This is a genomic window from Streptomyces sp. NPDC107517, from assembly GCF_055582645.1.
Genome location: NZ_JBVJPM010000022.1, coordinates 14,527 through 29,847, shown reverse-complemented (window position 1 = coordinate 29,847; position 15,321 = coordinate 14,527). Strand labels below are relative to the sequence as shown.

Annotated in this window: 19 protein-coding genes; 15 read left to right on the top strand and 4 right to left on the bottom strand. The window is 67.5% G+C overall.

Features of this window, described 5'->3' with window-relative positions:
* Window positions 1-28 precede the first annotated feature (28 nt).
* Complete coding sequence (locus ACZ67T_RS35205) at window positions 29-793, bottom strand: DUF6879 family protein (protein ID WP_469989758.1); 765 nt, start codon at window positions 791-793, stop codon at window positions 29-31.
* Between the two features lie 165 nt (window positions 794-958).
* On the opposite strand from ACZ67T_RS35205, the gene ACZ67T_RS35200 reads away from it, so the two are divergent.
* Both ACZ67T_RS35200 and ACZ67T_RS35195 read left to right on the top strand, forming a co-directional pair.
* A complete protein-coding gene (locus ACZ67T_RS35200) occupies window positions 959-1,174 on the top strand; it encodes a hypothetical protein (RefSeq protein WP_469989612.1) in 216 nt (71 codons plus the stop codon).
* Window positions 1,164-1,385, top strand: a complete 222-nt coding sequence (locus ACZ67T_RS35195; protein ID WP_469989611.1) for a hypothetical protein — start codon at window positions 1,164-1,166, stop codon at window positions 1,383-1,385. The genes ACZ67T_RS35200 and ACZ67T_RS35195 overlap by 11 nt, the downstream gene beginning before the upstream one ends.
* 349 nt (window positions 1,386-1,734) lie before the next feature.
* On the opposite strand, the gene ACZ67T_RS35190 is transcribed toward ACZ67T_RS35195, so the two are convergent.
* Window positions 1,735-2,550, bottom strand: coding sequence for a helix-turn-helix transcriptional regulator (locus tag ACZ67T_RS35190; RefSeq protein WP_469989609.1), 816 nt, complete (start codon window positions 2,548-2,550; stop codon window positions 1,735-1,737).
* A gap of 279 nt (window positions 2,551-2,829) precedes the next feature.
* Here ACZ67T_RS35190 and ACZ67T_RS35185 point away from each other — a divergent pair, with 279 nt between their 5' ends.
* Genes ACZ67T_RS35185 through ACZ67T_RS35175 form a run of 3 tightly spaced genes read left to right on the top strand, consistent with a single transcriptional unit; the run spans window position 2,830 to window position 5,738 of the window.
* The gene (locus ACZ67T_RS35185) at window positions 2,830-3,396 is read left to right on the top strand and encodes a hypothetical protein (protein WP_469989608.1); all 567 of its coding nucleotides are present in this window, start codon (window positions 2,830-2,832) and stop codon (window positions 3,394-3,396) included.
* Window positions 3,387-4,520, top strand: coding sequence for an MAB_1171c family putative transporter (locus tag ACZ67T_RS35180; protein WP_469989606.1), 1,134 nt, complete (start codon window positions 3,387-3,389; stop codon window positions 4,518-4,520). The genes ACZ67T_RS35185 and ACZ67T_RS35180 overlap by 10 nt, the downstream gene beginning before the upstream one ends.
* A gap of 27 nt (window positions 4,521-4,547) precedes the next feature.
* Window positions 4,548-5,738, top strand: a complete 1,191-nt coding sequence (locus ACZ67T_RS35175; RefSeq protein WP_469989604.1) for an amidohydrolase family protein — start codon at window positions 4,548-4,550, stop codon at window positions 5,736-5,738.
* An 18-nt stretch (window positions 5,739-5,756) separates the two neighbouring features.
* Here the strand turns inward: ACZ67T_RS35175 and ACZ67T_RS35170 are convergent, their stop codons facing one another.
* Window positions 5,757-6,677 carry a helix-turn-helix domain-containing protein gene (locus ACZ67T_RS35170; protein ID WP_469989602.1) on the bottom strand — a complete coding sequence of 307 codons (921 nt, stop codon included), beginning with the start codon at window positions 6,675-6,677 and terminating at the stop codon, window positions 5,757-5,759.
* 470 nt (window positions 6,678-7,147) lie between these two features.
* Between ACZ67T_RS35170 and ACZ67T_RS35165 the strand changes: the two genes are divergently transcribed.
* From ACZ67T_RS35165 to ACZ67T_RS35120, 10 genes are all read left to right on the top strand, one after another.
* Window positions 7,148-7,504 (top strand): hypothetical protein, encoded by a 357-nt coding sequence (locus ACZ67T_RS35165; RefSeq protein WP_469989601.1) that lies wholly within the window; start codon window positions 7,148-7,150, stop codon window positions 7,502-7,504.
* Between the two features lie 2 nt (window positions 7,505-7,506).
* Window positions 7,507-8,451, top strand: a complete 945-nt coding sequence (locus ACZ67T_RS35160; RefSeq protein ID WP_469989600.1) for a hypothetical protein — start codon at window positions 7,507-7,509, stop codon at window positions 8,449-8,451.
* Window positions 8,451-9,164, top strand: a complete 714-nt coding sequence (locus ACZ67T_RS35155; protein ID WP_469989599.1) for an ATP-binding protein — start codon at window positions 8,451-8,453, stop codon at window positions 9,162-9,164. The genes ACZ67T_RS35160 and ACZ67T_RS35155 overlap by 1 nt, the downstream gene beginning before the upstream one ends.
* 85 nt (window positions 9,165-9,249) lie before the next feature.
* Entirely contained in the window at window positions 9,250-9,855 is a 606-nt protein-coding gene (locus ACZ67T_RS35150; protein WP_469989598.1) for a WhiB family transcriptional regulator, read from the top strand.
* Window positions 9,852-10,850: a DUF2637 domain-containing protein gene (locus ACZ67T_RS35145; protein WP_469989597.1), complete on the top strand. Its 999-nt coding sequence runs from the start codon at window positions 9,852-9,854 to the stop codon at window positions 10,848-10,850. Before ACZ67T_RS35150 ends, ACZ67T_RS35145 begins: the two co-directional genes overlap by 4 nt.
* Before the next feature lie 84 nt (window positions 10,851-10,934).
* A complete protein-coding gene (locus ACZ67T_RS35140; protein WP_469989596.1) occupies window positions 10,935-11,165 on the top strand; it encodes a hypothetical protein in 231 nt (76 codons plus the stop codon).
* A 269-nt stretch (window positions 11,166-11,434) separates the two neighbouring features.
* Window positions 11,435-11,785, top strand: a complete 351-nt coding sequence (locus tag ACZ67T_RS35135) for a plasmid mobilization protein (protein WP_469989595.1) — start codon at window positions 11,435-11,437, stop codon at window positions 11,783-11,785.
* 3 nt (window positions 11,786-11,788) lie between these two features.
* On the top strand, window positions 11,789-13,534 hold the full coding sequence (locus ACZ67T_RS35130; protein ID WP_469989593.1) for a relaxase/mobilization nuclease domain-containing protein: 1,746 nt from the start codon (window positions 11,789-11,791) through the stop codon (window positions 13,532-13,534).
* Between the two features lie 78 nt (window positions 13,535-13,612).
* Window positions 13,613-13,999, top strand: a complete 387-nt coding sequence (locus tag ACZ67T_RS35125; protein ID WP_469989591.1) for a hypothetical protein — start codon at window positions 13,613-13,615, stop codon at window positions 13,997-13,999.
* A gap of 145 nt (window positions 14,000-14,144) precedes the next feature.
* Window positions 14,145-14,999, top strand: coding sequence for an IS5 family transposase (locus ACZ67T_RS35120; RefSeq protein ID WP_469989589.1), 855 nt, complete (start codon window positions 14,145-14,147; stop codon window positions 14,997-14,999).
* A 65-nt stretch (window positions 15,000-15,064) separates the two neighbouring features.
* Here the strand turns inward: ACZ67T_RS35120 and ACZ67T_RS35115 are convergent, their stop codons facing one another.
* The gene (locus tag ACZ67T_RS35115) at window positions 15,065-15,313 is read right to left on the bottom strand and encodes a hypothetical protein (protein ID WP_469989587.1); all 249 of its coding nucleotides are present in this window, start codon (window positions 15,311-15,313) and stop codon (window positions 15,065-15,067) included.
* Window positions 15,314-15,321: the final 8 nt, after the last annotated feature.

Sequence of the window (15,321 nt, the reverse complement as noted above, 5' to 3'; positions counted from 1 at the left end):
TGGAAGTCCGTGCTCATGTGTCGCGCACCTATTCAGGCTGGGCGTCCCTGGCGTACCGCGTCGCGGCGTGCTCGTACGGGAAGGCGTGGTGCCAGGCTGCGTCACGCGCCATGGAGCAGCGGACCACCTGGGCGGGTTCGGTGATCAGTTCGACGTCGGTGAGTTCGTCGGCGTCGGTGAAGTTCAGCTTCGCGACGAGGCGTGAGTCGAAGATCCAGAAGTCCTCGTCAGGCAGCCGCAGCCGATCGGCGCTGGCCCGGGTGAGGCTCTTGATCTCCTCGCCGAGGGCGCTGTTGCGGCGGGCATTGTCGAGCAGGTAGCGCAGTCCGACCGTCGGGGGATCGTCAAGGATCCTTACCCGGGAGATGGTGTGGCCGCTGGCGATCTGGGGCCGGATCAGCTCGGCATACGGATCGCGGGGATCCCAGGTCGCCGATCCGGTGGCGAGGAATTCCCGATAGGTCGGTGTGGACTCGTCGCTCGCGTACCGGCGGCGGCTCTCCAACCGCCATGCCGAGTGCTCGAAGGTACGGAACAGGTTCTCGAACTCGTCGAGGCCGATGATCCGGGCCACGCGTTCCATCTCCTTGGGCGCGAAGTCGACGACGACGTGACGGGGGATCACGACCGCCACTTCACCGGGCGAGAGGTGCTGTAGCTGTCCGAGGTCATCCGCGTGCGTGAGCGGCGGTCCGTGGAAGATCACGTCACCGGTGTCCAGGTCCTCGTGGACGGTCGGACAGCCGGTACCGCCGCTTCCGGTGCCGTTGCAGCGCAGTCGTCGCGCCTTGATCTACCCCCTTCGTACGGTTGTGATCACAGCTTGACCTCGCGCCCTGGGCCACGCCACGGTGTCCGCACTCCTTCAGTAGCAACTTCGAGCAACTCACCTAGAGTGTCAAGCAACTTTGAGCAACTTCCACGATGTGAACCGAAGTCGGTCTCTAGCTTCCTGCTCATGGCCTCGTCTGATGAACCGGTCGCATCCCGCGCGGCGGCGGCGGTGGATGCGCTGCGTGAAGCCCTCAACCAGGCGGACATCGTCATCCCCTCGCTCGGTGTCGATGACACCTGGCCGCACCTGGACTTGGTGGAACTGGGACGCATCCGCCCCGCAGTAGCCATACGTCTGGCAGACGTCATTCGGCGAGGAGGTCGTGAGCGTGACGAGTGAATGGCGGATCGGTGCCCTGGTCGTCGACACCGAGGCGGGCGGAACCGGCCGGGTTATGGGCAGCGTCGGCCCGTACCTCCAGCTCCGGCCCCCGGGAGGAGGGCGCGAGTGGGACGCCGACCCCAATCGTGTCCGCTCTGCGGACGCAGCCGAGCGGCAACGCGCACACGTGGTCGAGGTGAGGCTGACGTCGCAGGGACAGGACACATGACGCGAACCGGCCTGCTGCCCGACCCGGCGACTCTCACCGGCGATCAGCTACGCGGCTGGGCCTGTGCTCACTGCGGAGCACGGCTGTACAGGGACCGGTTCTTCGGGACAGTCCGAGATCCGTACAGCAAGGACATGGTGCACATCGAACTCTGGGCCTGCGCCCCCGAGTGTCTGCGCATCGCCGTCCCTGCCCCGCGATGACCTGCCGTCTGGCAAATCGACAGACTTGGAGGGCAGTTGATTGGCCCAAGACTTCACAGTTGTCCGAGAGGGTGTCTCGGGCGCCCGTCGTGATGTCCTTGATGGAGCGGCAGAAGCTCTTGATCACGCTGCGATCGAAGGTCTGCTCACTGCTGTCGGACCAACGCGATCAAGCGTAGATCTGGGTGGCTCAGCGGGGCGAAGGCCATGATGCGGACTTGGATCTCTTGGCCAGCGTGAAAGGGCAGCGAGAAGCTTCGGACATCCCCGTCTGGATGAGCCTGTGCCAGACGTTCGGCCCATAGCTCACGAGCTTCGTGGTTGCTGTCCAGGATGTCGTCGCGCAGTTGGAGGAGTTCTGGAACGTCGGGATGCGTGGCGATCGCGAAGCGGATCTGCGCGAGGAAGGGGATGGCCCAGTCGTTGCGCCAGTTGACGAGCTGTTCCCGGGCCTCCGGATACAAGAAGGCGAAGCGCATCAGGTTGGGCTCGTAGGGCAGCCAGGGGAACCAGTCCTCCTGGGGCTTGTTGTGGGCGACGATGTCCCACCAGAGGTTCGAGACATAGGCCGGATGAGGCAGGAGTGCGTCGAGCACTGACTGCAGATTTGCATAGGACGCGGGGTCCGGCGCTGTCCGGGGCGGCGGGGGCGCGTGGCCGAGCGCGAGCTGGAAGAGGATGGCGCGCTCGGCTTCCTCCAGCCGGAGAGTCATGGCCAAGCGCTGGACGAACTGTTCGGAGACGGGGCGCGGGTTGCCGCCCTCCAGCTGGCGATACCAGGAGCTTGCGACGCCGGTGAGAGAGGCGACCTCGTCCTGAGTCAGCCCGGGCTTCAGTCGTCTGCGCGTGGAATCGATGCCGGTGATCCGCCGGTGGTCGATCCGTTTGCGCCATCGCTTGAGCAGGGGGCCCAACTCTGGAGAAACCGCGTGCTTGGCCGGCGTATGGGCTGTGTCACTCATATGCCGAATGCACCGCTTCCCCGGGTAGGTGGGAGTGTGAGGTTATATCCGGTTATTTTCGCTGGCTGATATGTACGGAGAGCGACATTCCGTATTCGTGCGGAGTGTCGAGGGCGCGACGGGCTGAGTACCGCCACTCTTGGTGGCGGAAGTGGCTGTGCAGGATTACTCGTGCAAAGAATGTGTGAGTGAGGGAGCAGGGCAGCCGTGGTGTTGCGATGGCGTACCGCCAAGTCTGGATCGGTACCGAGCCTTGGCTTGGAGGGGGCTTCCGAGGAAGTGGCACGACCGGTCCCACCTGAGCGGTCGAGCGGGCGCGGCGTACAGTTGTGGACCAGTCGTGAGCTGGAGAAGCGCATTCGGCGCTTGCTGCGTTCGCTCGATGTTCAGCCGCCACTGAGCGTGCCGGATCTGTGTACGGCGCTTGCGCGGCACAGAGGCCGGCACATCGAACTGCGCGCCTTTCCGCTGCAGGCCGATGGCCCGCTCGGGGCCTGGCTCGAGACACCTCATGCGGACGTGATCGTCTTCCAGCGGGAGACGACGGCGCATCACCAGGACCACATCGTCCTGCACGAGCTGGGACACATCCTCGCCGACCATCCTGGACCGCCGGGCGGTGCCGTATGGGAGGCCCTGCTTCCTGGGCTCGGCGCGGACGCGATACGACGTGTGCTCCTTCGCTGCTCGTACGGGACCAAGGAGGAGCAGGAAGCCGAGCTCGTCGCCACGATCGTGGGGGAGTGGGCGGCGATCCTGGATCACGTCACTCCGGCGGTGCAAAGTGATGACCTGTCGGTCCGCCGGGTGCAGTCGGCCTTGGGCGATCGCGCAGGGTGGCTGTAGTGGCGTTCGTCTTCCTTTCTTGCCTCGGCGTGGCCGTGGCCTGGAAGTGGTACCACCTGTCGAAGGCGCCGAGTGACCGACCCCTCCGGTCGGTCACCCTCTGTCTGACGTGTGCGGCCGCGTCGTACCCAGTCGCCATGCCAGGGGGAGCGACGGGCTTGGATACGGTCGCTGGCGACGGCGCTGCGAAGGTCGCGCAGAATCTGCTGCTGCTCGCCACTGTGTACTTCTTGATGTGCTTCTACCTGTACGCGGCTGCGGACGAGCGACGTGGCCGTCGACGGGCCTGGGCTGAGGCGGCGCTCGTGGCCGTGGTCGGCGCCGCCATCACTGCCGCGTCGGCGAGCATCCCGCACCGCCAGCTGGCCGGCAGCTTCGCCACAACCGACATGAGGATGTGGCAAGTTGCCTTCTTCTACGCAGCCGCTGGCTTGTATCTGATGTACGCGTTGACGGTTGCCGGCCGGTGGACCCGCCGGTACGCACGACTGTCCACACGACCGCACTCGACGGGCCTGTGGGCCGCCGGAGCGGGCATGGTCGGCATGGCGACCGCCTGCGCGATGCGTGCCGTTATCGTCGCAGCGCGATGGCGCGGAGCGGCGGTCTCCGACTCGGTCCTGTTCTGCGTAGCCCTGATCCTCGTCTGCTCGAGCCTGCTCTTTGTCCTCGGGATCACCTATCCCGGCGTACGCACCCGCCTGTCCCTGTGTCGGTTGTGGCTACGACACCGGCGCGAACACGCTCGCCTCGAGCCTCTCTGGCTGTTGATGACCGAGGCCGCTCCGCACGTGGTGCTCAAGACCGACTCACCTTCGCGCTGGGACCAGTGGCGAGCGCGGAGCGTCCACCGTCGGCATCACCGCCGGTTCATCGAGTGCCTCGACGGCCTGGTCGAGATCAGCCCCTACCTGGAATCGAATCCGCGCAGCGATGCGGTGTCGCCCGAGACGAACGTTGACGGGGTGGCTGAGCAACTCCGCGCAGCCGCGCACTCCCGTCGTAGCGGGGCGCCGACCAACGCAGCTATGCCTACGACGCCTGCTCTGCCGGGCCCACGCAGCCGGGAAGCCGACATGCAAGAGCTGCTCGCGTTGTCCGATGCCCTGCGCTCCACCAACTGACCCGCAACACAAGGAGAACCGCGTCACATGCTGATCACTGCCGCCCACGTTCTCGCCGGACCGGACCGGAACCCGATCGCCGACGGGGCCGTTCTCGTACGCGACGGCGCGATCGCCCGTATCGGACCGCGCGAAGAGGTTCAGCGCCACGCTCACCCCGACGAGCCGCGCCTTGCTTTCCCGGCCGGCACGGTGATGCCCGGGCTGATCGACGCTCACGTCCACCTCTGCTTCGACGCAGGCCCCGAACCCGTCGCCACTCTCGAGGAGCAGGACGACGAGGCCCTGTTCACGGCGCTGCAGGATCGAGCCGAGCAGCTGCTGCGCACGGGCATCACCACCGCGCGTGACCTCGGTGACCGCAATGGCCTGGCCGTGCGCCTGGCGCAGTCCGTCGCCGACGGCAGCAGTGTCGGCCCGCGCCTCGTCTCGGCCACCACGCCCGTGACGCCTCCGGGGGGTCACTGCTGGTTCCTCGGCGGTGAGGTGTCCGGTGTCGACGAAGTACGCGGTCTCGTGCAGCGCAACGTGGCCGCTGGTGCCAAGGTCATCAAGGTCATGGAGACCGGCGGCGGGCTGACTAAGGGGGGCGCCAAGAGCTGGGAGACCCAGTTCTCCCGGGCCGAGCTGGACGCGCTCGTCGACGAGGCTCACCGCGCCGGACTGCCGGTCGCCGCGCACGCCCACGGCGTCGACGGCATCACCGCCGCGGTCGAGGCAGGCGTCGACACGATCGAGCACTGCACTTGGATGACCGCCGAAGGGTTCGAAGTCCTGGAGGACGTGCTCACCCAGATCATCGACAAGGGCATCTACGTCTGCCCGGCGATCAGCCCTCACTGGCCGATGCTGCCGAAGTTCTTCGGCGCCGAACGCGCCGAGGCCATGTTCGACGCCGTACGGCGCATGGCCCAGGCCGGAGCCCGACTGATTGCGGGTACTGATGCCGGGGTGCAGCGCGCCGGCTTCGACGGACTGCCCTCAAGCCTCCGCTTCTACGAGCACCTGGGGCTGCCCAACGAGCGCATCCTCGCGATGGCCACCACGGAAGCCGCAGGCGCGCTGGGGCTGGGCGACACCACGGGGCAGCTGACCCTCGGATACAGCGCCGATCTCCTGGTGGTAGAGGGCGACCCGCTTACCGACCTCGACTCCCTGAAGTCGGTCAATGCGGTGATCGCGGCGGGACGACACCACCACCTGGACACCAACGAGTAACCGTACGAAGGAAGTTGTTCAGTGCCCGGGGCCGTCGTCGTCGGTCCCGGGCCTTTCCCTGTCGGCCATCTCCTCAACGACCTGGTTCAGGAACGACAGAAGCTCGTCCGACATCCCCTCCGGCCCGAGGCCTCGCGCCGCTACGCGGCCCACCGCGCCGGTCCTGACGGCAGCGAGCAGCCGCAGCCCTTCCACGACCTGCCGGGCCACAGTGTCATCCGCCTGGAAGAACAGGGGCGAGACGTCGAAGACTTCAGCCAGACCGGATGCGACAAGCGGCGGAAGTTCGGCAGTATCGCCCGTTCTCAGCTCGCGCACACCGGTCTCCGTGATGACTTGGCCACCGGCGTGCTCATTGACTCCGCGGGCGATCTCGGCATCCGACGGGGGAGTCTGAGCGCCGGGATACGAATGCTCCAACAGGTAGGTGATCTTCTCGGCCACCGATCGGGGCACCGACGATCTACCGGATGCAGCTGGCACCTCGACGCCGAAGGAGCGCTCTTGCGCCGCGAGGAGCTCCTCGACCGGCACGCCGTAGGCCTTGGCCAGCGGTTCCTGGAACTTCGGACTCAGACGACGCTTGCCGCGCTCGGCATTGGCGACCGGGCCTGAACTCTTGGTGCCGATGAGCTCTCGCGTCTGGTACTGGCTGTAGCCGGCATCGCAGCGCAGATCGGCCAGGTCGGGCTGCTCGCCCGAGGGGCGGGGGAACAGGTCGTCCAGCGGGAGGCCGAAGAATCTGGCCAGGAGGGGCAGCTTCTCACCGTCAGGTGTCGAGGAGCCCAGCTCCCAGCTAGCCACGGTCGAGTCACCCACACCGACCGCGTCCCCGAGATCGCTCTGCGTGATGTCGCGTGCGCGGCGCAGGGCGCGAACTCGGTCGCGGTCGAAGCGACGAGGGGCCATCTGACGGCTCTCCCGATCCTGGTTTCCCAAATCCCGAAAACTTCAGCTTGTTGATTCGATGCTCAAACCGGGATAGATTCAGTTTGGCGATTCGAGGTGTCCAACGTACACCTCCTACGCCCCTGCACTCATGTCGACCTGCCTGTCCCGCGGGCGGCAGAACACGCAGGTCGACTGCTCGCCATGCGTCGGCAATGACGAGTCGGCGTCGAAGTGAAGTCATGGACGCGGTCCGCTGGATCGCCGAAGGCTTCATGCATACGTTGCTGATCCCTCGGCAGCAGCGCCGACCTGAAGAGCAACTCGAAGGTGGTGTTTGGGAGTTAACGCACGCCCGAGATGGCGTCTTCACCGAGGGAAACGAAACCGGCGCCCAGAAGTTCGCGGCTTCCGGACGCCGAGACCGCACCCCGAAGGGGCGGCTTCATAACTGGAGCGGGTCGGCTGACCTTTTCGACGAGAGGGCCGTCCCACTTCATCTACGAGTGAGGAATTCTCGCATGTCCCAGCAGAGCCGTGACAGGCCGGCAGACACTAGTGCTTCCGGCGCCAGCCAAGCCGCCGGTATTCGCCGCATCCGGCTGACGCGCTGCCTCGCAGAGATGATCCCAGGCGCCCGCATCATCCGGGTCACGCTCCACGCACTGGCACGGACCTGGCCGAGCCCCTACGCAACCGCCTACGACGCAGCAGGGGGGCGGCTCACGCTCAACCAGGCCCAAGCCCGAACGGCCGCCCGCTGGATCATCCGTGCCTGCCCCGAGGCGGAGTGGTGCCACGAGCAAGTACTCGACCTGGCAAGCGGATCGATCACCAACGCCGCAGCCACTGCGTACTCGATGGACGGAGCACGCTGACCATGGCCCGCATCCGTACCATCAAGCCCGAAGCTTTCGCGTCCGAATCTCTCGCTGCGGTCTCTCTGACCGCCGAACGGACCTTCTTCGGCCTCCTTACCCAAGCTGACGACCGCGGCCGCTTCCGCGACCAACCTGCCGTCATCGCCGGCCTGCTGTGGTCCCTGCGGCCGGGCCATGGGCCCATGGGGGTCGAGGACGACCTCATCCAACTCGCTGCCGAAGACCTCATCTGCCGTTACACAGGGGACGACGACAAGGCCTACCTCCACGTCGTCACCTGGTCCCAGCACCAGCGGATCAACCGGCCCAGCGGAGTACGCACACCCACTTGCCCACATCACGACCAGAAGCCCGCGGACCGGACCGAGGATGCGAACACGCGACGAGTGCTCACAGAGGACTCAGTGATGGCTCATGAGGCTGACAAGCGACTCTCACCTCACCCTGCGGATGCGCCCGAACGCCTCGAAATAGCAGGCCAGACAGCTGTAGCGGGTGGCTCTGCCCAAGCTCACGCACAGTTCACTGAGCCCTCGGTGCACCCTCACACTCCGGATCTAGGACCTAGGAACCTGGATCTAGGAACTACTTCCCCTTCGGGGAGCGCAAGCGCTCCCACGCCGCAGCACCTCTCCGCCCAACAGCTCATTGCCGAATACACCGCTGCCTGCACACACCGACCGCCCAGCGGCGTTCTGGGACACCTGGGCCGGGAGACGGCCAGACTCCTCTCGGAAGGCATCTCCCCGGCCCATATCCGCTCGGGGCTGAGTCTGCACAGGGCCAAGGGCCTACACCCCAGCACCCTGCCGAGCCTCGTCCACGAAGCGATGAATGCCTCCCGGACCAACTTGGACCGGCCGGACTCCCGACCTAACGTGCCCGCCCACCGGGCCTGGGCCAACCCCGCCGACCCTGCCGCCGCCTACGCCGAGGAGTTGTGATGCGCGACCACGACGCCCAGCCCGTCGGCGGCCTCGCCCGACGCCTCGCGGGCATCCTCGCGGCTCGCGGCCAGGACCCCACCGCTCAACCGTCCTATGAACCAGAACGGTTGCCCGCCCTGGCACTGGGCGAGGCCCGCATCCCCGCCCGCTACCAGACGGCCGTCGCCGATCACCCCGCCGTCGCCGCCTGGGTACACGAGGTCGCCGACAACGGACGCCCCGGCCCCCAGGGCGCCCCAGGACTCGCCGAAGGCCGCTCACTCCTGATCGTCGGCACCACCGGCACCGGCAAGACCCATCAGGCCTACGGAGCGGTGCGCTCGCTCCTGATCGCCGGTGTCCGACTGCGCTGGAAAGCGATCACCGCCGCCGACCTCTACGCCGAACTGCGCCCCAGGCCGGGACACGACGGCGAACGGGAACTGATGGACCTGGCCCGCTGTCCCCTGCTGATCATCGACGATCTCGGCGCTGCCAAGTACAGCGAATGGACCGAGGAGATCACGATGCGGCTCATCAACCGCCGTTACAACGCGATGCTCCCGACCTTGATCACCACCAACCTCGGCATGGTCGATCTGCGCACACACATCGGTGACCGCGCCGCCTCACGCCTTACCGAGATGACCGACCGCGTCATCCTCGACGGCCCCGACCGCAGACGTGCCCTCGCCGCTGAGCGCCACGCCTCAGCGGCGTCCCGCACCTGACCACGCGGATCCACGTCACGCCCGCACCCCGCACCACCCCCTGGCCGCCCCTACCCGAAGGCGCCCAGGGGAGACGGAGATACCCATGCACCACACCACCAGCAGCACCTCGCAGCACCGTGCACTTGGAAACCACGCCTGGCGCGACCGCGCGGCATGCCGCTCGACACCCCACCACCAGATCGACCCCGACCTCTTCTTCCCCGAACCCGATGAACTGGACCGCATCCACCAGGCCAAGACCCTCTGCGCTCAGTGCCCCGTTCGCCAAGGCTGCCTTGACGCCGCCCTCGACAACGGTGACACCGTCGGCATCCGAGGCGGCAGGACCGAAGAGGAACGGGACCCGCTGCACAAGAAGACGGAGTTCCGACTTGACTACAGCCGAGTCAACGACGCATTGGCCGGCCGCGACATCTTCCTCTCTCGAGCCGAACGCCGCGCCGTCGCGCGTGCCGCCTACCAGGCCGACATCCCCGCGGACCGGCTCGGCACCATGCTCAAGATCAGTGATGAGCACGCCAAGAAGCTCTACCGCCGAACCCGCCGCGAAATCCGCAACCGAGCCGCTGAACAGCAGCAGCCGACGGAGGACAACGGCGCAGTGATCCCCCTCGGCAGCACGCGCAAGGCGTCGCGTAACCCGCAGCACGAGGCCTCCGCACACGGCACACGCCAGGGCGCCGCATGAGCCACTCGACGCCGACTCCGGCCCACATCAATTCATGGGACCGAGCCGCCATCGTCGCCCTCGGCGGCGCCGGATGCGCCCTCTCGTACGACGCCCTCCAACAGATGGCCACCGCCATCCACATCCGAGGATTCCTGACCTTCGTCTTTCCCCTGGTCATCGACGGCTTCATCGCCTACGGAGTACGCGCACTCCTCGTCCTGCGCACTGCACCCCTCGCCGCCCGCTGCTATGTCTGGCTGCTCTTCGCCACAGCGACTGCCGCAAGCATCTGGGCCAACGCACTGCACGCAGTACGCCTCAACGAACAACAGCCCGAGCACGCCGGACTCCGCCTCGGTGACATCACCGTCGGGGTGCTGTCCACCCTGGCCCCACTCGCCCTGGCCGGAGCCGTCCACCTGTACATCCTCATCGCCCGCCGGATAACCGAAGCAGCTGTGACCGGGACACTGGACAACCAGAGCACCCGGAGCGGGCGGGACCGCGCTGCCGATCCGGACACCATCCCGAAAGCCACCGGCCACGTATCCGCAGACAACGTCTGTCGCCCGACCGTCCCGACACCGGCCACAGAAGTGTCTGTGGAGACCAGCACGGTCACCGCGCCGATCGAAGCCTCCGGACACTCACCGGCCGGCCCGGAACCCGAACGCCATGACCGCGCTGCCGACCTGGACGGAGATGCGGCCGCCAGAACTCGGCCGGTCACCGTCCTGCCCCCGGCGAAAGCGCCAGAGACCTTCGCGGACACCATCCGCGCCCGCAGCCCGGACAACCGTGACCAGAAACCAACGGCGGTCACCGACGACGAACTCCTCGACATCGCCCGCACCGCGGTCACCGACTCCGGACGCGTGACCCGGAAGGTCGTTGGCGACGCCATCCGAAGCCGAAACCACGGTCTGGGCAACGACCGGCTCACCGACCTCATGCGCCTCCTGCGCGAAGAACGTGACAAGGCCCAGCAACAGGTCAGCGACCCGGCCAACTGACCGACAACCTTCTCTCCGGCGGGTGCCCAGAACCGCCACCGAGCCGGGCGCCCCGCCCCTGCACACGAACGGGACGCAGCACGAATGCGCACCACACCAACCACCCGCTTCGAAGCCGACACGTGGATCGCCGTACTCGTCAGGTACGGGCACCTTCACAGCGCAGAAGCCGGAAGCGGACCCGACGAGACCTGGACCGTGAAGCGCACACCCGCGAGCAGGCCCCAGCCCCTTCACCACCCCGTCCTGGCCTTCGACTTTGTCGCCGACGTCCTGCGCGACGTTCACCGCGACGCCTCAGGCCTTCGCCGATGACCCTTCCCGACTCGACCCCGACCCGTCTGGAATCGGCTGAGGTCCACTGCCCGGACCGAGGCCGAGCAAGCTGTAACTTCCGTAACTCCTCCGCAGCCCGTGGCAGCGGAGGAGTTACGGAAGCGCATGCCCCCACTCCTGAAGGGGAGGAGGAGGCCCGGCACCAGGGGGTGCCGGGCTCTGAGGCTGCGACCGAGGGCGGATCGCAGCCTGGGGGAGAAGCAGACCCGACCGCCGCGACACGTGCCCGTCCCCGACTGCGCCAGAGCGTGCCCCGCGACCAAATACGCAGCGTCCGCCTGACCCGCGACGAACTCGACCTCGTCCACCGCGCCGCCGAATCCGTCGGCCTGAAGACCGCGGGATTCATCGCAGACGCCGCGGTCGCGGTCGCCCAGGCCCAAGGCGGTCCGAAATCCTGGCTGTTGGACCAGCGCGGCCGGGTCGAGGAAATGATGGCCGCGAGCACCCAGCTCGCCCGCGCCGGCAACAACCTCAACCAGGTCGCCCGCATCCTCAATTCCGGAGGCCACGTCGACTACGCAGACGAGGCGGTCGCCCGCGTCCTGCAGGCCGCGGCCCGGATTGAGGCTGCGGCCATCAAACTGGCCAGGCGGTGAACCTTGGTCCCCGACATCTCTACCGGCAGCCGTACGTACGGACTCCTCGCCTATCTCTATGGCCCCGGACGCCGGGACGAACACACCGACCCGCACCTCGTCGCCGCCTGGAGGCCGGAACTCGCCCCAGACCCCGGCCGCGACCCGGCCGCCACCCTCAAGCAGCTCACCGACCGACTCGACCTCCCCGTCCTCGCCCTGCCGAAAGACCGACGCCCGGCCCGGCACGTGTGGCACTGCCCCGTACGCACCGCGCCAGGCGACCGGCACCTCACCGACACTGAATGGGGCGAGGTCGCCCGCCGCATCGTCCACGCCACAAGCATCGCCGAGGAGGGCGACGACAAGGCATGCCGGTGGATCGCCGTACGCCATGCCGACGACCACATCCACATCGTCGCCACACTCAAGCGCGAAGACGGACGCAGTCCCCGCCGCCACGAAGACGGCATCCGCGCCCAGGCCGAATGCCGCAAGATCGAAAGGGAATGGGGCCTGCAGGTCCTCAACCAGGGTGACCGCACGGCCGCTCAACGCCCGACCAGTGCCGAACGCTCCAAGGCCGAACGCACCGGCAGGGCCGAACCGCCCCGCGAAACGCTACGCGAACACGTCCGCCAAGCCCTGGCCGGAGCCGCCAACGAGAACGAGTTCTTCCGCCGCCTCACCGATGCCGGCCTCCGCCTGGGAAAGCGCACTGCCCCCTCCGGCGAAACCATCGGATACAAGGTCGCCCTGCCAGGTGACCGCAATCGCGACGGCCAGCCCATCTGGTTCCCCGGCTCCAAGCTTGCCCCCGACCTCTCCCTCCCCAAGATCCGGGAACGACTTGAAGCCGGAACCGTCGACAATGAGCCAGCCCTCGCGGGCCCCGTCCACCAGTCCTCCCGACCAGCCCGCGCACGACGTAACGCCACCCACATCGCCGAGCAGGCGCTCAACACACTCGCCGGAGACCACGACGGAGACATAGCCGCGCAGCTCGTCGGCGTCGGCGAACTCCTCGACGCGGTCGCCCAGACGGCCCCGGCCTCAGCCCGCAAGAAACTCTCCGAAGCAGCCCGCACCTTCGAGCGCGCCACCCGCTCTCACATCCGTGCCGAGCATGCCGACCATCGCGCTCTGCGGTCCGCTGCGCGCGGCATCGTCCGTGCCGGCAACGCCCTGGGCAAGGGCGAGGACGGCGGCAGCACCGCGATGCTCCTGTCCACCATGGTCCTCGTCACCATCGCCGCCATCCGATGGCACTCCGCCCGCGGACACGTCCAACAGGCCGCTGCCGCCCGACAAGCCGCCCAACTTCTGCGCGCCGCGTACCGGACTGCTGCCGCCACCCCTATGAACACGATGCGCGCGCAGGGCCGCCAGCTCCCCGCTCCCGTCCGCGATCGCTACGGCCACACCCTCGAAGACGCCCTTCCCACACAGGCCGACCACCGCCTGCGTGAACCCGGCTGGGACGCCCTTGCCGCCACACTCGCTCAAGCCGAACAAGCAGGGCACGATCCCGAGACCCTCCTTCAACAAGCCATCAAATTTCGCGAGTTTGACACCGCTGACAGCGTCACCGACGTACTCGTCTGGCGACTGCGTCGCATCGGAGAGCTGCCCGCAGCTCCCATCCCAGCCCACGCACGAACGAACCCCCGATTGCCCCCGCAACAGCGACAGGTCCCGAAGCCAACGACAACCGAGTCTGCGGCTCGCAGGAACACGAGCACCTCACGCAGGCCAGGCCCACGGCGCTGACCAGGACCGCAACCGGCTGGACATGCACGGCCGCCGCCTGTTAGGGCTGGTGAAGAAGAGAACGAGGAGACCATGCCGATGCTCATTGAAGACCGCCAGCCCTCGAGAACCATTCCGCCGACATCGGCTGGAGACGCCGACCCCCTGCTGCGGCTCCAGCAGGAAACCCAGCTCGGCGACGGCATCATCCGCCTCCGCACCACCACCCACCCCGAAGAGATCCGAATCACGGGCATCCCTGTGATGTGCTCGAAGTGTGGGGCCCGGCGGGACTGGATGGTCATCTGTGACCGCAGCAGGATCAGCATCCGCTGCCGCTGTGCGCACGAGTGGGTTGAGCCCGAGCTGACTCGCGCGGACTATGAAGCGATGATCGACGTCGGCGGCGTGGACCACCCGAGCCTGGAGGCTGCCGCCCGAGCCATGGGATACGACGGCACGCTGGCCGGCACCTACCTCGCATAACCAGCGGTGTTGCATTGGATGGCAACATACGGCGTAGCGCCCAGAGGGCGTTAAGGTCCGATCTTCCTCGGTTCGTGATCGCTCGATCGTGGTACTGATCGTCGGGTCGAGCACTCGCTGGGCATGTCCATGCCGAGATGCGGGCATGGGGCGAGAGCCGTACCCGAGCGACTTAGCGGACGAGCAGTGGGTGTTGATCGAGCCGGTGATCACGGCCTGGAAGCAGGACCGGGTGGCACGGTCGGCGACCGGCGATCCCGGGTCCTGCGACCTCCGCGAGGTCGTGAACGCGATCTTCTATCAGAACCGGACGGGCTGCCAGTGGCGCTTTCTCCCTCATGACTTCCCAGCCTGGTCGGCGGTGTTCTACTACTTCGGCCTGTGGCGCGAGGACGGGCTTGACCAGCGGATCTCCGAACTCCTGCGCTGCCAGGTGCGGGAGAAGGCCCGCCGATTAGAGGACCCGTCCCTCGTGATCATCGACACCCAGTCCGTGCGCGCGGCCGCGGGTGTCCCGAAGACCACGACGGGGCTGGACGCCAACAAGAAGGTGTCGGGGCGCAAGCGGGGACTGGCCGTGGACGTGCTGGGGCTGATCATCGGAGTCCTGGTGCTGGCCGCGTCCGCCCACGACAACACCGCCGGCACCGTCATGCTCGACCAGGCCGCCGAGCGGTGCGGGATGCGCCTGGAGAAGGCCCTGGTCGACCAAGGCTTCAAGGACGAAGTCCTTATCCACGGCGCCCTGTTGGACATCGACGTCGAGGTCGTCCGCCGAAACCCGGATGACCAGGGCAAAGGCTTCGTTCCGCAGCCGAAGCGGTGGATCGTGGAGCAGGTCAACGGCACGTTGATGCTGCACCGGCGCCTGGCCCGTGGGTATGACCACCGGCCCGACACCTCCGCCTCGCGCGTCTACTGGGCCTCCATCGCGAACATGACCCGCCACCTCACCACGCCGGCCCCCGCCTGGCGCGACACCCTCGAGCTGGCCACGTGAACATCACCGAGCTCCTGGCCGGCCTCCAGGCCAAGCACGACAAGACCGCGGCCCGGTCCGGTGAACTACGAGACAGATACGCGGCGAGGACCCTCGCCCCGCGCATACGGGCCGGCGGCCGGGCCGCCGTGGATCGTTGTGCCACCGGCCACGCGCACCGCCATCCGCCGCACGTCCTCGTCGAACGCGACTCCGCGCGCCCCGGCGCCGGCCCGCCGGGCGAGGTCGAGCGCCGGATGGGAGAGGCTCTCCGGCGACTCGCCGCCCCGTGCCCGGAGCCGCAACTCGTTGGAGGCGCTGTGTACATCCACCATGAGCCCTC